The organism is Microvirga sp. GN3 (assembly GCF_055792825.1).
Genome location: NZ_JBVVAK010000007.1, coordinates 45,241 through 66,421 on the forward strand (window position 1 = coordinate 45,241; position 21,181 = coordinate 66,421).

19 protein-coding genes and 1 tRNA gene are annotated in these 21,181 nt (G+C 62.5%); 11 read left to right on the forward strand and 9 right to left on the reverse strand.

All coding sequences use genetic code 11. The annotated features are described in order from the left end of the window. The first annotated feature begins 229 nt into the window (after positions 1–229). Positions 230–2,980 (forward strand): glycoside hydrolase family 2 protein, encoded by a 2,751-nt coding sequence (locus ACS5Q1_RS05660; RefSeq protein ID WP_473097267.1) that lies wholly within the window; start codon positions 230–232, stop codon positions 2,978–2,980. A gap of 94 nt (positions 2,981–3,074) precedes the next feature. Here the strand turns inward: ACS5Q1_RS05660 and glf are convergent, their stop codons facing one another. The 7 genes from glf to ACS5Q1_RS05695 all read right to left on the reverse strand — a co-directional run bounded on the left by glf (position 3,075) and on the right by ACS5Q1_RS05695 (position 9,199). Beyond that, positions 3,075–4,229, reverse strand: coding sequence for a UDP-galactopyranose mutase (gene glf, locus ACS5Q1_RS05665; protein WP_473097268.1), 1,155 nt, complete (start codon positions 4,227–4,229; stop codon positions 3,075–3,077). Between the two features lie 6 nt (positions 4,230–4,235). After that, positions 4,236–5,438 (reverse strand): glycosyltransferase, encoded by a 1,203-nt coding sequence (locus tag ACS5Q1_RS05670; protein ID WP_473097269.1) that lies wholly within the window; start codon positions 5,436–5,438, stop codon positions 4,236–4,238. A 207-nt stretch (positions 5,439–5,645) separates the two neighbouring features. Further along, positions 5,646–5,957: a polyhydroxyalkanoic acid system family protein gene (locus ACS5Q1_RS05675; protein WP_473097271.1), complete on the reverse strand. Its 312-nt coding sequence runs from the start codon at positions 5,955–5,957 to the stop codon at positions 5,646–5,648. A gap of 202 nt (positions 5,958–6,159) precedes the next feature. Continuing rightward, complete coding sequence (locus ACS5Q1_RS05680; protein ID WP_203442124.1) at positions 6,160–6,465, reverse strand: hypothetical protein; 306 nt, start codon at positions 6,463–6,465, stop codon at positions 6,160–6,162. Positions 6,466–6,539: 74 nt separating this feature from the next. Next, entirely contained in the window at positions 6,540–6,896 is a 357-nt protein-coding gene (locus ACS5Q1_RS05685) for a hypothetical protein (RefSeq protein WP_473097272.1), read from the reverse strand. Between the two features lie 58 nt (positions 6,897–6,954). After that, a complete protein-coding gene (locus tag ACS5Q1_RS05690) occupies positions 6,955–7,374 on the reverse strand; it encodes a septal ring lytic transglycosylase RlpA family protein (protein ID WP_473097273.1) in 420 nt (139 codons plus the stop codon). 403 nt (positions 7,375–7,777) lie between these two features. Continuing rightward, on the reverse strand, positions 7,778–9,199 hold the full coding sequence (locus ACS5Q1_RS05695; protein WP_473097332.1) for an MATE family efflux transporter: 1,422 nt from the start codon (positions 9,197–9,199) through the stop codon (positions 7,778–7,780). A gap of 144 nt (positions 9,200–9,343) precedes the next feature. Here ACS5Q1_RS05695 and ACS5Q1_RS05700 point away from each other — a divergent pair, with 144 nt between their 5' ends. Together ACS5Q1_RS05700 and ACS5Q1_RS05705 are read left to right on the forward strand one after the other, a co-directional pair. Continuing rightward, on the forward strand, positions 9,344–10,321 hold the full coding sequence (locus ACS5Q1_RS05700) for an amidoligase family protein (protein ID WP_473097274.1): 978 nt from the start codon (positions 9,344–9,346) through the stop codon (positions 10,319–10,321). Next, positions 10,318–11,019, forward strand: a complete 702-nt coding sequence (locus ACS5Q1_RS05705) for a gamma-glutamyl-gamma-aminobutyrate hydrolase family protein (protein WP_473097275.1) — start codon at positions 10,318–10,320, stop codon at positions 11,017–11,019. The genes ACS5Q1_RS05700 and ACS5Q1_RS05705 overlap by 4 nt, the downstream gene beginning before the upstream one ends. On the opposite strand, the gene ACS5Q1_RS05710 is transcribed toward ACS5Q1_RS05705, so the two are convergent. Next, positions 11,020–12,534 (reverse strand): response regulator, encoded by a 1,515-nt coding sequence (locus tag ACS5Q1_RS05710; RefSeq protein WP_473097276.1) that lies wholly within the window; start codon positions 12,532–12,534, stop codon positions 11,020–11,022. A gap of 133 nt (positions 12,535–12,667) precedes the next feature. On the opposite strand from ACS5Q1_RS05710, the gene ACS5Q1_RS05715 reads away from it, so the two are divergent. From ACS5Q1_RS05715 to ACS5Q1_RS05730, 4 genes are all read left to right on the forward strand, one after another. Then, the gene (locus ACS5Q1_RS05715) at positions 12,668–14,923 is read left to right on the forward strand and encodes a glycoside hydrolase family 3 N-terminal domain-containing protein (RefSeq protein WP_473097277.1); all 2,256 of its coding nucleotides are present in this window, start codon (positions 12,668–12,670) and stop codon (positions 14,921–14,923) included. A 210-nt stretch (positions 14,924–15,133) separates the two neighbouring features. After that, positions 15,134–15,925, forward strand: coding sequence for a YoaK family protein (locus tag ACS5Q1_RS05720; RefSeq protein WP_473097278.1), 792 nt, complete (start codon positions 15,134–15,136; stop codon positions 15,923–15,925). A gap of 41 nt (positions 15,926–15,966) precedes the next feature. After that, positions 15,967–17,064, forward strand: coding sequence for an AI-2E family transporter (locus ACS5Q1_RS05725; protein WP_473097279.1), 1,098 nt, complete (start codon positions 15,967–15,969; stop codon positions 17,062–17,064). 63 nt (positions 17,065–17,127) lie between these two features. After that, the gene (locus tag ACS5Q1_RS05730; RefSeq protein WP_473097280.1) at positions 17,128–17,967 is read left to right on the forward strand and encodes a DUF1206 domain-containing protein; all 840 of its coding nucleotides are present in this window, start codon (positions 17,128–17,130) and stop codon (positions 17,965–17,967) included. A 22-nt stretch (positions 17,968–17,989) separates the two neighbouring features. Here ACS5Q1_RS05730 and ACS5Q1_RS05735 read toward each other — a convergent pair. After that, positions 17,990–18,066 (reverse strand) — tRNA-Arg (locus tag ACS5Q1_RS05735). 153 nt (positions 18,067–18,219) lie between these two features. Here ACS5Q1_RS05735 and ACS5Q1_RS05740 point away from each other — a divergent pair. From ACS5Q1_RS05740 to ACS5Q1_RS05755, 4 genes are all read left to right on the forward strand, one after another. After that, complete coding sequence (locus tag ACS5Q1_RS05740) at positions 18,220–18,432, forward strand: sugar phosphorylase (RefSeq protein ID WP_473097281.1); 213 nt, start codon at positions 18,220–18,222, stop codon at positions 18,430–18,432. Positions 18,433–18,590: 158 nt separating this feature from the next. Further along, positions 18,591–18,755 carry a hypothetical protein gene (locus ACS5Q1_RS05745; RefSeq protein ID WP_473097282.1) on the forward strand — a complete coding sequence of 55 codons (165 nt, stop codon included), beginning with the start codon at positions 18,591–18,593 and terminating at the stop codon, positions 18,753–18,755. A gap of 56 nt (positions 18,756–18,811) precedes the next feature. Further along, positions 18,812–19,624, forward strand: coding sequence for a thermonuclease family protein (locus ACS5Q1_RS05750; protein WP_473097283.1), 813 nt, complete (start codon positions 18,812–18,814; stop codon positions 19,622–19,624). 102 nt (positions 19,625–19,726) lie between these two features. Next, positions 19,727–21,169 (forward strand): M48 family metalloprotease, encoded by a 1,443-nt coding sequence (locus ACS5Q1_RS05755; protein WP_473097284.1) that lies wholly within the window; start codon positions 19,727–19,729, stop codon positions 21,167–21,169. Positions 21,170–21,181: the final 12 nt, after the last annotated feature.

Genomic DNA, 21,181 nt, shown 5'->3' on the forward strand with positions numbered 1-21,181 from the left:
CCTGCCGGTCGGAGGTTCCCGGTTCGTCCCATCCCCGGGATCAAATGAAGCGTTTCTCCGTTGTTCGAGACGGGCCACCGACGACAGTCAGAGACGAGGGGCCGATGGGTCGAACGCGCTTCGGGGACACGCGATGTCGCAGGCCGGATGCCTTCCCGCATTGCTTGCCGTCAGTCATGTTTTCGCCGCTTTCAAAACCTTTGGGTAATCTCTGATTCAAGGAGATATCATGCAGGACAATCGCATCAGTCTGGACGGGACTTGGGAATTTTTGCATGTGGCCGACGACCGTCTGTCGGGCCCGGCGGAGGTTCGCCAGATCACGGTGCCGAGTCCCTGGCAGGCCCAGTTTGCGGATCTGCGCATGCGCGCCGGCATCGGCATCTACCGCAGGACGATCGAGATCGACGAAGCCTGGCTGCATGACAGTGTCTGGATCCGCTTCGGCGCCGTCTTTCACAATACGAAGGTCTTCATCAACGGTGAGATGGTCGGCCACAACGAGGGCGGGTTCCTGCCCTTCTCGTTCGATGTGACGGCCTACCTCAAGCCGGGCGCGAACGAGATCAAAGTCCGCGTCGACAGCCCGACCGACAACCCGGCCGAGTTCCCGGATTCGCCCTTTGCTGAAATCCCGTTCGGCAAGCAGAGCTGGTACGGCCCGCTCTCAGGCATCTGGCAGTCGGTCTGTCTCGAACGCCGCATCTCCGATCACATGAGCCGTGTCCGCCTCGTTCCCAACCTGACGACGGGACGGGTGACATCGGGCGTGTTCTTCGCGCGTCCGCTGACGGACGCAACCCAGATCCGCATCGAGGTCACGGATCCGTCGGGCGACGTGGTGCTCGATGAGATGCACGAGACGCAGGTCGGCGTCACCTCCATGCCGTTCGAGTTCACGCTCGACGATGTGCGCGCCTGGTCACCGGACCATCCCAACCTCTATCGTATCCGCCTCGAACTCAGGCGCAACGGCGAGGTGAAGGACGAGATCGCGGATCATTTCGGCTTTCGCTCCATCGAGACGCGCAACGGCAAGTTCTATCTCAACGGCGAACCGCTTTACCTGCGCTCCGCTCTCGACCAGGACTACTATCCGGACACGATCTGCACCGTGCCGTCCGTAGAATTCCTGGAAGACCAATTCCGCAAAGTGAAGGAACTGGGCCTCAACTGCCTGCGCTGCCACATCAAGGCGGCCGATCCGCGCTATTACGAAGTGGCGGACCGGATGGGCGTTCTCATCTGGACCGAGCTGCCGAACGGCGGCATGGCCACCGACCGCTCCCGCGGGCGCAAGGAGAAGCTCCTGAAGGGGATCGTCGACCGCGACGGAAACCATCCCTCGATCATCATCTGGACGATCATCAACGAGAACTGGGGTGTCGATCTCGTCAACGACGCGGATCACCGCGACTGGCTCAAGCGCACCTTCGCCTGGCTGAAAGCCTACGATCCGACCCGCCTCGTGGTCGACAACTCACCGCTCGCTCCGAGCTTCCACGTGGAATCCGACATCGCGGATTATCACTTCTATGCGGCCTATCCCGATCATCGGGCGCAGTGGGACATCTTCGTCGACGAATTGTCGAGCCGCGCCTCATGGCTCTATTCGCCCCATGGCGATGCGGTCATCACCGGGCGCGAGCCGCTGATGTGCTCCGAGTTCGGCAATTGGGGCCTGCCCTATCCGAAGGACCTGCGTGACGAGAAGGGCGAGGAGCCTTGGTGGTTCGAGACCGGGCACGATTGGGGCGAGGGCGTGATGTATGCCCACGGCGTCGAGAACCGCTTCTCGGACTGGAGCATGGATCGCGTCTTCGGCGATCTGCGCCGCTTCGTCATCGCGGCGCAGTGGCAGCAGTTCCGCGCCTTGAAGTACGAGATCGAGTCGATGCGCCGCAAGCCAAATCTGGCGGGCTACGTCATCACCGAGCTGCATGACTGCCATTGGGAATCGAACGGTCTGCTCGACATGCGCCGGAACCCGCGCGTGTTCCACGAACTGTTCCACATCATCAATACGGACACGGTGATCGCGCCGAAATGGGAGCGCGCTTCCTATTGGTCCGGCGAAACGGTTGCCCTTGAGCTCTGCATTGCACACGGAGCCGGACAGCCCCTCGAGGATTGCCAGCTGGAGATCTCGGTCTGCAGCGAGACCGAACGACTGCCGCTTCCCGTTATCAAGGCACCCGACGTCTTCAACTTAGGGCGTGTCGAAATCCCCCTGCCGGCGGTCGATGAGCCGTCGCTCCGGCGCATCAGCTTCGATCTGCGTGCACCCGGCGGCAAGCTCATCGCACACAACCACCACGACATCGCCATTCACCCCACGCGCACCAAGCCGGTTCATGCGCGCGAACTGGTGTGGTCGCCGGATGAGGATATCCGCGATCGCTTCCGGGCTCTGGGCTACAACATCGCCCGTGCCTTCGAGGAATCGACCCTGATCATCTCCCGCACGCACAACAAGGCCATTGCCGATCATGTCCGCGCGGGCGCTAAGCTCCTGCTCCTGCCGGAAGAGGACATGACGCTTTATCCGTTCTTCCCGCACTGGCAGGCCGTGCGGGTGCAGGCGCGCGCCGGCACCCTCTGGTCCGGCGATTGGGCATCGTCATTCGGCTGGCTGCGTCGCTCGGGCCATTTTGCCCGCTTCCCCTCCGGCCCCCTCCTCGACGAGACCATGGACCGGGTGCTGCCGGATTACGTGATCGTGAACTGCAATCTGCTCGACTTCCAGGCGCGCGTGTTCGCCGGTCTCGTGGTCGGCTGGATTCACAAGCCGGTGGCGCTCGGTGTCGAACGCTCCTATGGGCGCGGACGCATGGTCACTTCGACCCTGCGACTGTTCCGGGACGAGCCCCTGGCCGATCCGACCGCAACCCTTCTGACGGATGCGTTGGTGGAGCTGGCCGTGGAATCCCGCGCTGCGCGCCTGGAAGAGGCCGTCCGGGCAGCAGAGGCCGCAGCATAAAATCCTCAATCTCGTTTCATGAAAAGAGCGGCGCGGAGACATCTGCGCCGCTCTTTTTCTTAAGCAATGTGCGAAAGCTGGGGAGCACGGTCTCTTACGAGACCCTGGCCGCCGATGGCGACATGACCTTCACCGAGGTGGTGTCAGCACCGACAGGCAGGGATTCGTTGATGCGCCGGAAGGTGGCAAGCGCCTGACCGACGATCTGGTCCATGTTGTAGTAGCGATAGGTGGCCAGACGGCCGACGAACCACACGTCGGGCGTCGCCAGGGCGAGCCGCTCGTATTTCTTGAACAGTTCCTGATTTTCCGCCTTCGGGATCGGATAATAGGGATCGCCCTCGGCGGATGGATACTCGTAGGTAAGCGCCGTCTTGGCATGCTCCTGACCCGTCAGGTGCTTGTACTCCGTGATGCGGGTATAATCATGGGTCTGCGGATAGTTCACCACACCCACGGGCTGGTGCCAGGCCTTGTCGAGCGTCACATGATCGAAGCGCAGCGAACGGTAAGGCAGCTTGCCGAACTGGAAATTGAAGTATTCGTCGATCGGCCCGCAATAGATGACGCGGCGATGGGGAACGACGTTCTTCACGTCATCGTATTCGGTCTGCGTCATCACATGGATGTTCGGATGCCTGAGCATTTTCTCGAACATCCGCGTGTAGCCGTGCTTCGGCATGAACTGGAACTCGTCCGTGAAGTAGCGGTCGTCCCGATTCGTGCGCGTCGGCACGCGTGAGGTCACGGACTTGTCGAGTTCCGAAGGATCGAGCCCCCATTGCTTGCGGGTATAGCCGCGGAAGAATTTTTCGTAGAGCTCTCGTCCGACGACGGAGACCACCACATCCTCCGATGTCCTGATCTCGCCGATCTTTTCCGCCCGTTCGGCGAACCAATCCTGAAGCTGCTCCGAGGTGAGGTTCAATCCATAAAGCTTGTTGACCGTATCGAGATTGATCGGGATCGGCACGAGCATGCCGTCGACTTCCGCCAGCACCCGATGCTCATAGAAGCGCCATTCTGTGAACCTGGAAAGGTAGTCGAGGATCTGCCTGGAATTGGTGTGGAAGATATGCGGGCCATATTGATGGATCAGCAAGCCATCATCGTCGTAGCGGTCATAGGCATTGCCGCCGATATGAGGACGGCGGTCAATGAGAAGGACGCGCTCGTTACGCTCGGTGGCAAGACGCTCCGCCAGGACGCTGCCTGCAAAGCCCGCGCCGACAATCAACCAGTCGTACATTCCAGATCACTCCGCAGGCGTCGTGACATAAACAGGAAGAGAGGAAGTAGGACGATCGGTTGTCGTATCGCCGGTAGCATCCAGCATGAGCTTGCGCATGGAAGCCCAGGTCTTGTCCCAGGATCCGGCCGCCAGATGGCGGTCGACCTTGGCGAGCCACGCCTCCCTTGGCCGGGCCAGGATAGCTTCGACCTTGGCGACGACCTCCTTCGCATCCTTGGCGATCTCGACGAGGCCCTTCTCGCCGTAGGGCCGCACCACATCGGTGATCGGCGTCGAGATGACCGGAACGCCGGCTGCCAGGAACTCGGGTGTCTTGGTCGGGCTGATGAATTTCGTCGCCTCGTTCAGCGCAAAATTCATGAAGCCGACATCCCAGCCCGACAGGTATTGCGGCAGTTCATTGTAGGATTTTCCGCCGAGCCAATGAATGTTGGGCCGCTGCGGCAGCGTCGAAGGGTCGATCTTCACCACTGGACCGATCATGACGAACTGCCAGTCGGGGCGCAGATCGGCGACTTGAGCCAGGAGATCGATGTCCATGCGCTCGTCGACGACGCCGAAGAATCCAAGGCGGACATGCGGAATATGCGTCTGATCGTCGGGATCCCTGTCGATCGAGCGCGCTTGGGAGAAGTGATGGAAGTCGATGGAGGACGGGAAACCGTGGACACTGCGGTGACGATGGCGCTTGGCCTCGTAAAGGCTCATGCCGCCGGTGAAGACCAGATCGCAGCGGGCGAAGAGCGCATTTTCCAGATCGAGCAATTGCTGCGATGCGCCTCGAAAGAGCGAGAGCTCATCCATGTTGTCGTAGACGCACAGATCGCACTCGAAATCGCTCGTGAAGGCCATGGCCATCGGCGTGTAGTACCAGAACACGCGCGATTTCGTGGCTTCACGGCCAATGAGCTCCTCGATCAGGTCATGCTGCTCGGCGATGATGTCGTCATGCGACAGCCCCTCCGGCAGAACCGGCGCGGCGATCGTGACGTCCTGCGGCCGCTCGCTCACATCCATATGCGGCTTCACGCCTGCCTTGAAGGTCGGCTCTTCGATGAACAACACGTCGTAATGCTTGACGGCACGGCTTAAGAGATGCTGCGGGCGCTGCCAGACGAAATCCCAGCGAAGATGAGAGAAACAGACGAGGAGAGGTTTTTCCGAATCGGCTTTGGCAGGGGAACGAAAGGCACGGGACTGCGTCATCAAACGCTCATGCATAGCGCGATCCTCAAATACATGGGTCTGTCACGATCGGACGAAAAAAACCGGTCCAGGGTGAATTAGGCGATGTTTTAAGTGAAGCGCTCCAGCGAAGGGTCGCGGTCGCAATCGATTACACAACGCAGACGATGCCATTTGGTTCCATCTACGTTCATCTTCATGAACAGCTATTCATGGCTATAGCTGCCATCACTTCTTTTCGAGCATCAGTGTTCCCTGCTTCTGGATGAAGGTCTTTGCCTTCTCCGCAATCATCGCCAAAATCCAGGGTAATTGCACTTCGACGCGGACCTGATCTTGCATCACCTCAAGGTGTCCGTTGACGTTCTGACCCATGGCGCCGACGCGGAAATCCATACGGTTTCCGCTCCAGGTTTCTTCGATGGAAGCGACCTTGTCCCCGAACTGGGATTTTAGACCTGTCATGCCGCCGTGAAGCCGCCGCATCGCTTCAGCCTGGCCGAGATTGTGGGGAATGGAAACGATCAGTGGCTTGGCCATTGTGGTGCTCCGCTTTTCATCGACAAGCGAGGCAGTGCGGCTCGGGTTCCCGAGCACCGGCCCCAAAAGTGAAGAGCACTTTTGGGATTGATCCGACGCTCGTTTTTAATTGGCGCATCGTTCTCGCGGACCCGGAGGGCCGCGTCAGCGAAAACCGGATCCACTTTTCACTGGCGTGGCCCCTCTGGGTCCGCACGATGCGCTACAGCATCTCCACCTTGATCGCGCGTATCGCGATGGTCTCCTGCTCGAACCGACGCTCCAGATCGGCGCGGTAGCGTTCCCACCAGGGATGATCGAGTTCGCGCGCCATGACCTCGAACACGACGATATCGTCATGAGATGTATGGCCGCCTTCTTTCCAGACGCCTTCCGCCGGCGCACGGGTGAAGCTCGTGATGCCACCGAACCGCTCGGACAGCTCCGTGCGAACCCGTGCATAAACCGCGCGGTCGAGACGGCGGCCCCGATTGTCGGCAAGCGGCAGAAGAATCTGAACCAGATGCATCGGCATCCCCTGAAGCGCCAGCAATTGGCAGGAAATAGTTCAGGGAATGAAAAAGGCGAGTTCTTTGCTTCGCGTCACGCCTGCAGGGCGGCAAACAGCTCGCTATCCGATTTGGACCATTCGTTGTCGATCCGATAGCGGCTCGTCGGTTTCGAGACGCGCCAGGGGCACGTCATGGACGCATGGATCGCCTCGGAGGGACGAAGCCGACGTGCCGTACCATCCGCCTGCATTTCATCAATCACGACGAAGCCGAAGATGGTGAGCCGCGTAGCCATGACCTTGGTTGCACGATCGCCCGCCTCGATCGGTAACGAGCCCGCGGCATAAACCGCATCCATCAGACTTCGTTGATCGCGATGGGGATTGGCTGACGAGCGTGCGCCCGGAAAGCGGATGACGTTCGTCGGCTGAGACGATCTCGATTCCATGTAAGCAACCCTTGGTCCCGAATCGGGCCAAGAATCGTCGGAAGGGATTAAGAAGCGCCTAATCGAGCCGATGCAAAGACACGTAGCCCGTGCCGGCGGCCGTCAGTCCGAGAGCCAGAGCAGGACCCTTGGCGAGGTCGATGATTCGCCGATGGGCAAAGGGGCCGCGATCGTTCACCCGGACGACCACCGAGCGGCCATTGGTTTCATTCACGACCTTGAGTCTCGTACCGAATGGCAAGGACCGGTGAGCCGCCGTCATGTCATTGGAATTGAAGCGCTCGCCACTGGCTGTTTTCCGACCGTGGAAGCCCGGCCCATACCAGGAAGCCGTGCCGCGCTGAAAGGCTTTGCCTGTCTCGAAATTCGCTTGTGAGATGGATCCTGTGGTGGCGGGGTCGTTGGAGGCGGTAGTATTGCAAGCTGCTACAAGAAGAAGAGGCACCATTGCAGATGCCCGGGTGAGGATGTTCTTCAAGGACAGTCTCCCCTTCCGTTTTGGTTGGAAGTGAAACTGAGCCTTAAGAAGGCAAGAATAAGGCGGTGGGGATTTTTCTACGCTCGCTCATCCTTCAGAGAGAAGGAATAATTCGAAATACTAGCCTGAGAAATTTATTATCTGCGCTGATATAGCCTGAATAATGTTTCTTTTCCGCAGAGGAAAATCATCACTATTTGATGATTTCGAACCGCTGCCTCTGGTCGAAAAGCCAAGGTGATCTAGTTTAGTCCGCTATCGTTCTGCCGGCCGGGCCGTGATCTGGAGTGCCGCGAAGGCGAAATCGCGTGCTTGGCGCCCGGCGATGGGCGCAATTGCGTCGGCTTAGATGGAGGACGTGCGAGGACCCAAAAGTGCAAAATTCACTTTTGGGTCCGATGCTCTAGCTCGCGAAAGCTTCCTGAACGTCCCGCGGGGTGGCCGTGACAAGCCCGAGCCTGTCGCGGCGCAGCCAGCGCCACAGCATCAGCAGAGCCACGACCGCAAGGGCGCTGGCGAGCCCGATCCAGATGCCGACGCCGCGAAGGCTGGTGCCGAAGGCCAGGATGGCGCCGAGCGGCAGACCGATTCCCCAATAGCCGAAGGCCGCGAAAAACATCGGAACGCGGGTATCCTGCAATCCGCGCAGCATCCCGGCGCCGACCGCCTGCGCGCCGTCCGCCAGCTGGAAGATGGCCGCCAGAACCAGGAATGAGCGCGCCAGATCGACGACGAGCGCGTTCTTGGGGTCGCTCACGTCGAGGAAGGCGCCGATCAGAAGATGGGGCGCGAACAGCATGAGCGATGCCGTCACGGCCATGAAGCCGGTGCCCAGCGCGAAGGAGGTCCAGCCGGCGCGGGTGACGCCTTCCGCATCCTGCGCGCCATAGGCCCGGCCCACGCGCACCGTCACGGCCTGCCCGATTCCGAGCGGGACGGAGAAGCAGAAGGAGGCGATCTGCAGGGCGATCGCATGAGCCGCCAGCTCGCTCTCGCCGAGACGGCCCATCAGCATGGCGGCTGCGTTGAAGATCGTCACCTCGAAGGTGAGCGTGAGGCCGATGGGGAGGCCGATCTGCCAGAGGGTACGATACCGCGGCCAGTCGGTCCGCCAGAAGCGTCCGAAGATGTGATAGCGCTTCAGTCGGGGATGAAAGGCAATGACGAGGGCAAGCGCCACGAACATGAAGGTGCTCGAGATCACCGTGCCGAGACCGGCCCCGATCAGCCCGAGGGCCGGCAGACCGAAGGAGCCGAACATCAGCGCATAGGCCGCGGCGAAGTTGACCGGGATGGCGAGCAGGCCGATGAACAGGGCCCAGCCGGGCCGCTCCAGGGCCGCCAGGAACGAGCGCAGCACCAGGAAGAGCAGGAAGGGCAGAAGACTCCACTGAAGCGCCCGCACATACTGGCCGGCGCTATGCGCAAGTCCGGGCTCCTGCCCGATCGCCAGCAGGAGCGTCTCGCCATTCCACATCACGATCCAGATCGGGATGGCGACGGTGGCCGACGCCCAGAAACCCTGGCGCACCGTGCGTCGGACCTCGCGCACGGAATGGCGCTTGCGACCGAGTTCCTCGGCGATCATCGGCGAGGTCGCATTGACGAGGCCGATGCCGAAGATCAGGAAGGCGAAATAGACATTGGTGCCAAGCGCACCCGCGGCCAGCGCCTCCGATCCCATCCAGCCCATCAGGATGACGTCGGATGTGATCAAGGCCGTCTGCGCAAGGGTTGCAAGCACCAGCGGCCAGCCCAGAGTCAGGGTCGCGCGCAGCTCTGCCAGCCAGGCGGCTCGCTCAAAGGTCGAATCTCTCGAAATCATGATGCTGGGCTTGTAGCCAACCCCAGGCCGGAAAGCCACACCCGCCGGGCCGGGGCCGGAAGTCTCCCAGATCGAGGAACCTGAGCGGAAGCGCATCCGTTCCCCTCAGCGTTCACGTTTTCGTGTTGTTTTTCGGAGTTTTCGATGGCGCAGCCTGCGCTCTCAACCGAGATCGATTTTGCCCTGCCGCCGGTCCTGCACAACGAGCAGGGACAGATGCGCACGGTCGGAATCGAGATCGAGTTCGTGGGCCCTTCCGCCGAGAAGACCGTGCAGGCACTGCAGGAGGCTCTGGGTGGGCGTCTCATCGAGGAAGACCCGCATGCCTTCGCTTTGAAGGAATCCGCTATCGGCGATCTGACGGTGAAACTCGACAGCCGGATCCTGCACCCGGGCAAGCAGGCCGGAACGCAAAGGGGCGTCCTGCCCAAGATCGCCGCCCTGTTCGGCTTTGCGGCGCGCTATCTCGTTCCTTGCGAACTCGTCACGGCGCCGATCGCCATGGACCGACTGCAGGAACTCAACCGGGTCCTGACGATCCTGCGCGGGGTCGGCGCCAAGGGCACGCAGGATGCGCCCTTCTATGCCTTCGGCCTGCATTTCAACCCGGAAATCCCGCGCCAGGATGCGGCGACCCTCGCGGCCTTCATGAAGAGCTTCGCGCTGCTCAATCCCTGGCTCCGGCGCGAGGCCTCACCGGATACGACCCGCAATCTTCTGGGCTTCGCCGATCCGTTCCCGGCCGAATACGTCCGCAGAATCGCCGATCCGGGATACTGGCCGGACATCCCCGCCTTCACCGACGACTACCTCGCCTTCAATGCGTCCCGGAATCGGGACCTCGATCTTCTGCCGCTCCTGCATCATTTCGATGCGGGACGGGTGCGTGCGGTTCTGCCGAACGAGAAGATCAACAGTCGCCCGACTTTCCATTATCGTCTGCCCGATGCACGCGCGAGCGATCCCGGTTGGAGCATCGCGCCGGACTGGAACCGCTGGGTCTGCGTCGAGCGGCTGGCAGGCGACCGGGGGAAACTGGATGCGGTCGGCTCTGCCTACCTGTCGTTCGAGGGCGAGGACAAGAGCTGGGCCAACGTGGTGGAGCAGATCGTACGGTCATGACGAGCCCCCTGATCGGCGTCACAACATCGAGGCAGGGTGGATGGCGCAGCTACCTGATGCACCGGCTGGCGCTCTATCGTGCCGGCGCGCGCTCGGTCCGGCTTGTGCCGGGGGATCCGATGCCCACAGAGCCGCTGCAGGGCCTCGTGATCGGCGGCGGCGACGATATCGGTGCGGAGATCTATGGCGGAAAGGTTCTGCCCGACGTGCGCATCGATCCAGAACGCGACAAGATGGAGCTCGGCCTGCTCAAGGCCGCACTTCCCGCAGGACTGCCGATCCTCGGCATCTGCCGCGGATCGCAGATGATCAACGTGGCGCTCGGCGGCACCCTGCACACGGACATCTACGAAGTTTATGTCCAGGCGCCGAAGATGCGCACCGTCCTGCCGCGCAAGACCGTGTCCATCGCGCATGGCTCACGATTGGACCGAATCTTGAGCTGCAATCCCTGTCAGGTGAACGCACTCCATCACCAATCCGTCGACCGGCTTGGACAGGGTTTGAAGATTGCCGCCCAGGACGAAATCGGCATCGTGCAGGCCATCGAGAGCGAGGGCGCGCCGTTCCTGCTCGGTGTTCAATGGCATCCGGAGCTTCTGGTCTGGAAGAAGCCGCAGCAGCGATTGTTTGCGGCTCTCACCGCTGCGGCGCGAGAGGTTGCAGCCCCTCTCTCCGCAACAGTCCTCACATCGTGATTACCGTGCTCGCCGCGAGGCGCGCGGAAACAATGGGATCACCTTGTTGTCGCTCTGCGCATTGAGGTGGCGCTGGATGGCAACATGCAGGTCGCGGCTGACGATGGGCTTTTGCAGCAGCGGGAACTCGCTGTCCTCGCCGGTGACGACTGGATTGCCCGTAATCAGCAGCACCGGCAGGTTTGGAAGGACCTGCCGCACTTCGCGCGCCAGCATGACACCGTTCATCGTGCCGGGCATGGCGACATCGGCGAGCACGATCGCAGGCCTGCGCGTGTTCAAGGTCTTCACGGCCTGCGCGGCATCGGTGGCGATGCTCGTCACATAACCGAATTCTTCCAGGGTCGATTGTAGCGCGAGCGCGACTTCGAGCTCATCGTCCACCACGAGGACTTCCGTGTGATTCTGCACGCTCTCGTCGGGCGCCTCGTCCTCGCTCAGCGGGCCGGGCGGCAGCAGGGTGGCAGCATCGGCGCGCGGAATGTAGAGAATGATGGAGGTCCCCGTTCCATCCCGGCGCACCTCCGAGGCGCCGCCGAGCCCCTGCAGGAAATGCAGGCTCTGGCGCAGGGACAGCCAGGACGAGAGATCGAGATCCCGCAGGGCGAAGGCCTGTTCCAGTTCGGTCTCCGGTGCCTGGCGTGCCTCCTCGGGACCGGTGCTGCGGATGGTGAGCTGCACGAAATCGCCCTCGCGCGCCAGATCGGGCAGCGAACCCTTTTCGACCTGAACGTTGCGGGCTTCGAGCGTGATGGCGCCTCCTTGAGGCAGGGCATCGCGAACATGGGCACTCAAGGTCACGATGGCTGTCTGGATATCATCGGGATTGGCCTCGATGGACCAGAGATCCTCCGCGAGAGAGAGGCGCAGTTCGACCGTGTCGCGCAGCAGCGAACGGCTCATCAGATCGGCCACCGAACTGACCTGTTCGGCAATGTTCACGTATTGCACCTTCGACTCGCCCTGGCGGGCAAAGGCGGTCGATTGGGCAAGGAGCTTGGCGGCCTGATCGGAGGCCACAAGGGCCGAGAGCAGTTTTCGTTGCAGGATCGGCTGATCCTTCAGCTGGCGCGCCGCCGCATCGATATTGGCGCTGATCACCATGAGCCGGTTGTTGAGGTCGTGGGTGATGCCGTCTCGCAGCCGGTCGACGGCCTGCGCCTTCTGCATGCGGCGCAGCGCATCGTCCTCGTCGGGTGCTGGCATGTCCTCGAAAGCGGAGAAATCAGCGAATGGAGGAAACGACGCGACAGGTGGCTCGAACGGAGCCACGGTCACATCGTCGAACACGGAATACTCGTCGGAGAGATTCTCCTGCTCTCCGGGATCCCACCTGACCTGACGTCCGATCACGAAGGGAAATCCGGCGGCGAGCAGCAGAAAAAGCCCCGCCGACGCAGCAACGAGGGCTGAATTCCTGACATAGGCAGCCGCTGCCAGCGCGAAACCCGACATGATCAGGGCGCAGGACAGGCTTAGCAGAGACAGCTTCAACGACACAGGCAGCAGATGCATAAGGCTTTTCTAAAATATGATTTGACCTGGCAGCCCCCAGACGCCACTTGCACGACTTATCTTATGTAGCACGAGCGGGCGGCAAGCGAGGGAACCTCGCGATAAAGTGTTATTGTTCCAAAAGGAGATAATTGTGCGGCTTTCTGATGTCCCTGGCTTGACGCAACTGACGCTTGCATTGGCTATGATGGTTCCATTCCTCCCGACGGCCAGCGCCCAAGAACCCAAAGAGCAATCCATCGAGCGCCGCGTGAACGAGCTTCTTGGGCAGATGACCCTGGAGGAGAAGGTCGGCCAGCTGAATCTTGTCTCACACGGTCCTCCGCTGCGCTGGGAGGACATCTCCGAGGGCAAGGCCGGCGCCCTCCTGAACTTCAACAGCGCCCAGGATGTGGCACGCGCCCAGGCCCTGGCACGCCAGAGCCGTCTCAAGATCCCGCCGCTCTTCGGCCTCGACGTCCTGCACGGATTCCGCACCCAGTTTCCGCTTCCCTTAGGGGAGGCTGCCGCCTTCAGCCCGCGCATCTCCCGGCTCGCCTCCGAATGGGCCGCGAAGGAGGCATCTTATGTCGGCGTGAACTGGACCTTCGCGCCCATGGCCGACCTGTCGCGCGACAGCCGCTGGGGTCGCATCGTCGAAGGATTTGGCGAGGACCCCACGCTCGGCGCTGCGCTGACCGCCGCTCGCGTCGAAGGCTTTCGCAAGGGCGGCCTTGCCGCAGCCGCCAAGCATTTCGCGGGCTACGGCGCGCCGCAGGGCGGACGCGACTATGACACCACCTATATCCCGCGCGCAGAGATGTACGACACTTACCTGCCGCCGTTCCGGGCGGCTGTGGAGGCGGGCACGGCGAGCTTCATGGCCGCCTTCAATGCCCTGAACGGCGAGCCTTCGACGGCCAACCCATGGCTGCTGACGGATGTGCTGCGCACCCAATGGGGCTTCGACGGCTTCGTCACCTCGGATTGGGTCGGCATCGGCGAACTCATCAACCACGGCATCGCGGCGGATGGCGCTGAGGCGGCCCGCAAGGCGATCCTCGCCGGCGTCGACATGGACATGATGGGCCTGCTCTACATCAAGCACCTGCCCGACGAGGTGCGCGCAGGACGCGTGCCGGAGAGTGTGATCGACGAATCCGTGCGGCGCGTGCTGCGCACCAAGTTCCGCATGGGCCTGTTCGACCGTCCGGATATCGATCCGACCCGTCTGGATTCAGCCTTCCCCTCGCCGGAATCGCGTCAGGTTGCCCGTGAGGTCGCGCGCGAAACCTTCGTACTGCTGCAGAACCGGGACAATGTGCTGCCGGTGCCGCCAAGCGTGCGCTCCATCGCCGTGGTCGGACCGCTCGCCGACGCTCCTCACGACCAGATGGGTCCTCACGCCGCGCGCGGTCACAAGGAGGACAGCGTCACGATTCTCGAAGGCATCCGCCGCCGCGCCCAGACCGCTGGAATATCGGTCAAGCATGCGCCGGCCTGCGACCTGTTCTGCCGTAATACGGACGGAGTACCGGCAGCTCTCGAGGCCGCGAGGCAATCGGATTTCGTGATCGCCGTCTTCGGCGAGCCGCAGGAATTGTCGGGCGAGGCCGCCTCCCGCGCCCATATGGAGCTCAACGGCAAGCAGATCGAAGTACTGGAGGAACTCGCCAAGACCGGCAAGCCGGTCGCTCTCGTCATCATGGGTGGCCGCCCGCAGGTGCTGGGACCGGTGGCGGACCGTATTCCGTCGATCCTGATGGTCTGGTATCCGGGCACGGAGGCGGGTCCCGCCGTGGCCGATGTGCTGTTCGGCGATGTGAGCCCGAGCGGCAAGCTGCCAGTCACGTGGCCACGCGCCACGGGACAGATGCCGCTCTATTACAACCGGCTTCCCACCGGACGCCCCACTCTGCCGAACAACCGTTTCACCCTGCACTACATCGACGAGGCGATCACGCCGCTCTATCCTTTCGGCTGGGGCCTGAGCTACACGCAGTTCGCCTATTCCGGTGCGACGCTACAAAGTAAGCAGCTCGATGAGAGCCAGGTGCTGGAAGTCTCGGTCAACGTGAAGAACACGGGCGCACGAGAAGGCCAGGAGGTCGTGCAGCTTTATACCCGCGACCCGGTGGCAAGCCGCAGCCGTCCCTTGCGCGAACTGAAGGCCTTCGAGAAGATCGCGCTCAAACCCGGTGAGACGAAGCAGGTGACGCTGCGCGTGCCCGTCGAGTCGCTCGGCTTCCACCTCGATGACGGCACCTATCTCGTCGAGGCCGGCACCATCCAGGTCTTTCTCGGCGGTTCTTCGCTGGCGGATCCCGTCGGCGAGGCCGAGATCCTCAGGACCTTCCGCATCCCGCCCATGGATCGGCGCGCCTCGGCTTCAACCACCGTCGCGCAATAAGCAATAAGCAGGAACGCAGAAGCTGCCCGGTCCCGGCGTCCGGGCAGCCTTTCGGTCTATTGGATCTGAGCGTGGATCAGCGCTAGAGCGTCGGGCCCAAAAGTGGACCCACTTTTGGGATCTGATCCGATGCTCCGCTCTTTGAAGAGCGCATCGTTTATTGCGGAAAACCGAATCCACTTTTCCGCACGATGCGCTAGGCTGAAGCTTATGAGCGCTCAGTCGACGAATCCGGAACACCGCGATTTCACGATCCGGTCGGTGAAGACCATCGCCGCTTCCGAACGAACAGGAGTGGCCGATACGCTCCTCGGCATGGCTCTCACCTTCGTCGCAGGCGCCATCAATGCCGGGGGTTTTCTGGCCGTCGGCCAGTATACCTCGCACATGTCGGGCATCATCTCTGCCATGGCCGACAACATGGCCCTTGGCTCTGTCGGCCTCGTGGGGCTCGGCCTTGCGGCTTTCCTGCCCTTCGTCCTCGGCGCGGCCTGTTCGGCCATGCTGATCAACTGGGGGCGACGCCATCACCTGGGCAGTCGCTATGCCATGCCGCTGATGCTCGAAGCCTTCCTTCTTCTGGCGTTCGGACTGTTGGGCTGGCTCGCTCATCCATCTCCTGGCTTTGCCGCAATCGCCGTGCCCCTGCTCTGCTTCATCATGGGCCTTCAGAACGCCACCGTGACGAAGATCTCGGGCGCACGCATGCGCACGACCCATGTGACCGGCATCGTGACGGATATCGGCATCGAACTCGGCAAACTGCTCTACTGGAATCGCAATCCGCATAATCCGGACCGGATCCTCGCGGATCGTGACAAGCTGCGCCTGCTCGTCCTCCTGTTTGCATCCTTTTTCATCGGCGGCGTCATTGGTGCTATCGGGTTCAGCCAGATCGGCTTTCTGTTCTCGCTGCCCCTTGCTCTCCTCCTGCTGCTGCTTGCGGGACCGCCCCTCGCTGAGGATGCTGCGGCCCTGACCCGGCGAATGACGAAGAGCTGACCCGCCATTGGCGGGCATGCCGGGGCTCCTAGATTCCTGGTATGCTAGAGCGAGCACCAGCCTCCTCACAGCGAACCGACTCTGCTCTCGATGCACGCCGGACGGCACGGCTTGTCGGCGCGGCGCTCCTTCTGGTGCTGGCTCTCTGGATGATCCAGTCCTATCTGATCGCGCTCGGCTGGGCCGCGATCATCGCCATCAGCGTCTGGCCGCTCTACCGCCGAATCCAGGCCCGTCTCGGCGGATCGCGCATGGCGGCACCGCTGCTCGTCACGGCAAGTCTCGCTGTGCTTCTCCTGATTCCCGTCGCTCTTGTACTTACTGAAATCGGCCGGGAAGGTCAGTTCGCGATGCGATGGCTGACGGAATTGCAGCAGAACGGCGTGCCCGTGCCGGATTGGGTTCATGGCCTGCCCCTGATCGGTCGGCATCTCGACGCCTGGTGGCAGACCCACTTGGCACGGCCTCACTCCGCCGAGCAGATCCTGAACGACATCGACAGGCAGACCGTGACCGGATGGTCAAGAACGCTCGGCGGCGCGCTGCTGTCGCATCTCTTTCATGCTTGCCTCACCTTCCTGACGCTCTTCATCCTGCTGCGCAGCGGCGACCGGATCGGCGGCCGTGTGCTCGCCATCATCGACCGCTGGTTCGGGGATCCCGGTGAACGTCTGGCGGAGGGCATGGCGGCCGCCGTGAGGGGAACGGTCAACGGAACGATCCTCGTTGCCGTGGGCGAAGGCATCTTGATCGGCATCGGGTACATGATAGCCGGCGTGCCGAACGCCGCGCTGTTCGCGGTTCTCACCACCGCCTTCGCCATGCTGCCCTTCGGGGCATGGTTCGCCTTCAGTGCTGCCGCCATTGTGCTTGTCCTCACAAGTGGCACCATCGTCGCGGCGGCCGCAATCATCGGATGGGGCGCTGTCGTCATGCTGATCGGCGACAACATCATCCAGCCTGCCTTGATCGGCGGCACGGTCCGCCTCCCATTCCTGTGGACCCTGCTCGGCATTCTCGGTGGCCTCGAAACCTTCGGTCTGATCGGCCTTTTTCTCGGCCCCGTTCTGATGGCCGCTCTCCTGACCATCTGGCGCCAGCAGAATGCGCTCATTGCGGACCAGCCGGCCTCATCCTGACGATCATGAGGAACATCCATGAAGGCGAGGCGGTTCACCCCTGACAGAACGGAACCGCCATCCATGCCCACGATCCGCCAGAACCCCGTCGAGACTTTAGCCCGTCTCGGCTATGGCGCGCGGGGCGTGGTGTACGGGCTTGTCGGCGGACTGGCCCTTCTCGCCGCCATTGGATCGGGGCGCGGGACTGGAGGCAGCCGCAGCGCTCTGCAGACTCTCCTCGCTCAGCCTTTCGGCAAAGTCTGGCTTGTTCTCATCGCCCTGGGTCTCTTCGGTTTCTGTGTCTGGCGTATTCTGGAAGCGCTGACCGATGCCGACCATCGCGGCTCGGACATGAAGGGGTGGGGCATCAGGGGCGCCCATCTGGCCAGCGGTATCATCTATGCCGGTCTTGCCATTTCCGCCCTGAATCTCGCCCTCGGCTGGGGCTCCGGCGGCGGTGAGGACCAGGCCGCCCAGGAATGGACGGCCCGGCTGATGAGCCAGCCCTTCGGCCAATGGCTGGTCGGTCTCGTCGGAGCTGCCGTGGCAGGGACAGGCCTCGCCTTCATCTGGAAGGCGTGGCGCGGCGATGTGACGGAACGTCTGTCGCTGCCTGTCGACAAGAGAAATTGGATCGCCGCTCTCGGCCGCATGGGCTTTGGCGCCCGCGGTGTCGTCTTCCTGATGATCGGCGGCTTCCTGATCCTGGCCGCCCTTCACGCTTCGTCTTCGGAAGCCCACGGCCTCGGCGGTGCCCTCCAGGCCCTGCAACAGCAGCCCTATGGCTGGGTGCTGCTGGCCCTCACAGCCCTGGGCCTCTTCGCCTTCGGCCTTTTCGGCCTCGTCCAGGCCCGCTACCGCCACATCGACGCCCCCGATCTCGACGACGCCAAAGCCGCCGTCGCACGGGTGGGACGATAAGGAATGACATTTGCCGAAATATTGGCGATCCCGGGAAGACTCGAACTTCCGACCTTCGGTTTAGGAAACCGCTGCTCTGTCCTGCTGAGCTACGGGACCGCTTGAGACCACGGGATGTAGCATGGTCGGCATGGTCATTCCAGGGGGTTGAAGGCCTGGAAAGCCGCCCCACACGCGACGACGAAGATCCCGCGGAATGTCCGAAGGAACTCCACTTGGCCCGACCGGTTGTGAAGGAACCGGAGGCATATCATGGCGCAGACGCTTCGCGATTTTCTGAAACAGGTCGAAAATCTTCCTCACGACACCCTTCTTTGCGTCGCCGAGGTGGATGAGGCGTTCGCCACCCATGTGGTCGAGATCGAGATCATCGAGGATGCGAAGGCGCAAAATCGTAAAGCAGAAGGCACCGAAGCCGTCGAACTGGGCAATGGCCGCCAGAGGGTCGTTGTGATCCGCTGGTAGGGACCTAAAAAGTCTACACCTCTCCTGCAGAACCCAATCGATCTTGGCCGCAACGTTTGACCCGGTTGGCCATTGATCCCCCGGCAAACGGCGATCCGACCGCATTCTATCGCCGCGCCGTTGCCCGATCGAAACTTTCAACCCGTTAGGACGACACGATGGCCAAGGACATTCCCAGCACCCGGACGAGCCCTGAAGGACCCGCAGGCGGCAAGCAGGGCGGCGCGACCCATCAGGAGAGCCGCGATCACAACAAACACAACAATCCGGGCCAGGGTGGGCACAAGCCGCAGCAGCCCAATCCGGCACAGGAAAAGCATTGATCCGGCGCGACCAAGCGTAGCCGTTTTGTGCGAGACGGGTATGATCCTGTCCCATAATGGGATCGACCCTGCGGATTCTCCTGGGCGCGAGCCTCGGGACCGTTTTGATGGTCTCGCCGGGCTGGGCCCAGCCTGTTTCGCCGCAAGCAAGGACAGTCTGCACCGCCGAGGCACAGCCTGATCGGCTGCAAAGCCTTTCCTCGGAGGGCGATCTCATTCTCGTCTCGGGCGGTCTGGCAAAGCTCGCCGGTCTCCGGCTGTCGGATACGCCGCCCTATCGCGATCAAGCCCTGGCCTGGCTGCGCGCCCGCTTCAATGAACCGGTCCTTGTTCACGCCGTGGCCGGTCCCGACCGCTGGAACCGGAAATCCGTCCGGATCCGATCCCTGGACAGGACCTCGCCGCTCGATTGGAGCCACGGCCTGATCGAAACAGGCTTGGCGATCACCGATGCCGGCCTGGATGAAGTCTTCTGTCAGCCCGAATTGCTCGCCCTCGAGGCCACGGCCCGCGAACGACGCCTTGGTCTTTGGGCCGATGACCGCTATAAGCCGATGGATGTCAATCAACCCGAGCGTCTGCGGGACCGAATCGGCAGCTTCACGCTGGTCGAGGGTCGCGTCAGAAGCATCGGCGAGCGTAGGCAACGCACCTATTTGAACTTCGGGGGGCACTGGGCAGAAGATTTCACGATCATCATCCCGAGGAAAACCTGGAAACAGATGTCGGACCGCGGCATGGGCGCCGAGGCGCTCAAGGGTCAGCGGATCAGGGCCCGAGGCATTTTGCAGTCTTGGCAAGGGACAGCTCTTTCCATTGTTATACCGGAAATGATCGAGCGTCTTGAAGGCGGCCGTCTGCCACGATGAACGAGCATGAGCACAACACGTCAGACAGGTAGCGCATCGTGCGGAAAAGTGGTCCCGGTTTTCCGCTTTAAACGATGCGCTCTTCAAGGGCAGGAGCATCGGATGAATCCCAAAAGTGCGTCCCACTTTTGGGTCCGATGCCCTAGCCTCCGGATCCTCGCCGGTGTCACGCTCGCAGCGCTCCTTGCGGGCTGCACAGGCTTTGGCGGAGACATTTCACTGCCTGCCAATGTGCCGCGGGTGATTGGCCCGGACCGGGACCGGGACCATCTCCGGCTCGTGCGGGCCTTCGGCGGCGAAGGCCGGGCTCCGCAGCTCCAGCAGATGCTCACCGATGTGACGAACCGGCTCGTCATGGCCACCGACAGGCCCGACGAGGCCTTTCAGGTCACGATCCTCAACTCGCCGGTGGTCAACGCCTTCGCCCTGCCCAACGGCCGCCTTTACGTCACGCGCGGGCTCCTGGCGCTCGCCAACGATACCTCCGAGGTGGCGGCCGTACTGTCGCATGAGATCGCCCATGTCACCCTCCGCCACGCTTCCCAGCGCAGCGAGCTGCAGGCCCGTTCGGACCTGATCGAGCGCGTGGCCGAGAATGTGCTGAACGACGCCGAGGAGGCCGCCATGGCGCAGAGCCAGGCCCGCTCGACTCTGGCGAGCTTCTCGCGCACACAGGAACTCGAAGCGGATCAGACCGGGGTCAAGGTTCTGGCCCGGGCCGGCTTCGACCCTTACGGCGCCCCGCGCTTCCTGACCGCTCTGGGACGCTCGGGCACGAGTTCGGACACATCGACGGCAGAGCGAAATGCCTCGCATCCGCGCACCGACGATCGCGTCTCCCGGGCACTCCAGGCCGCGCGGCGTACGGGCATGCAGGGAACCGGCGAAACCGGGCGCCTTGCCTATCTGACGGCCCTCGACAGCCTCGCCTACGGCGACGATCCTGCCGACGGCGTCGTGAAGGGCCGCCGCTTCATCCATTCGAGGCTCGGTGTCGCCTTCGAGGCACCGGACGGCTTCACCCTGGAAAACACCTCTCAGGCCGTACTCGGCTCCTCGGGTGACGGCGAGCGGCGCCTCCTGTTCGACGCGGCCGATACGCCGGAGGGGCAGAGCCTGGAAGATGTGCTGCGCTCGACCTGGACGGATACGGTCGAGCCCGGGACCCTGACGACCGGGATGGTGAACGGCCTGCCCGTGGTGACCGCCCTGTCCAACGGCAAGGAATGGACCTTCCGCCTCTCGGCCATCCGGATCGGCAATACTACCTATCGCCTCATCATGGCGACCCGCGGGAACAGGGGAGACCTGGAAGGGATCTTCCAGCAGACCCTGAACAGCGTCCGTCAGGTGCAGCCCGACGAGGCCCGGCGGATCAGGCCCCTGAAGCTGCAGGTCGTCACCGCTCAGCGGGGCGACACGGCACAGACTTTGGCCGCCCGGATGCCGGTCGACCGGGCGCTTGAGAAATTCCTGCTTCTCAACGGTCTCGATCGGAACGCCGCGCTCAAGGTGGGCGAGCGCTACAAGATCGTCGTGGAATAGCCTTTTCGGCTC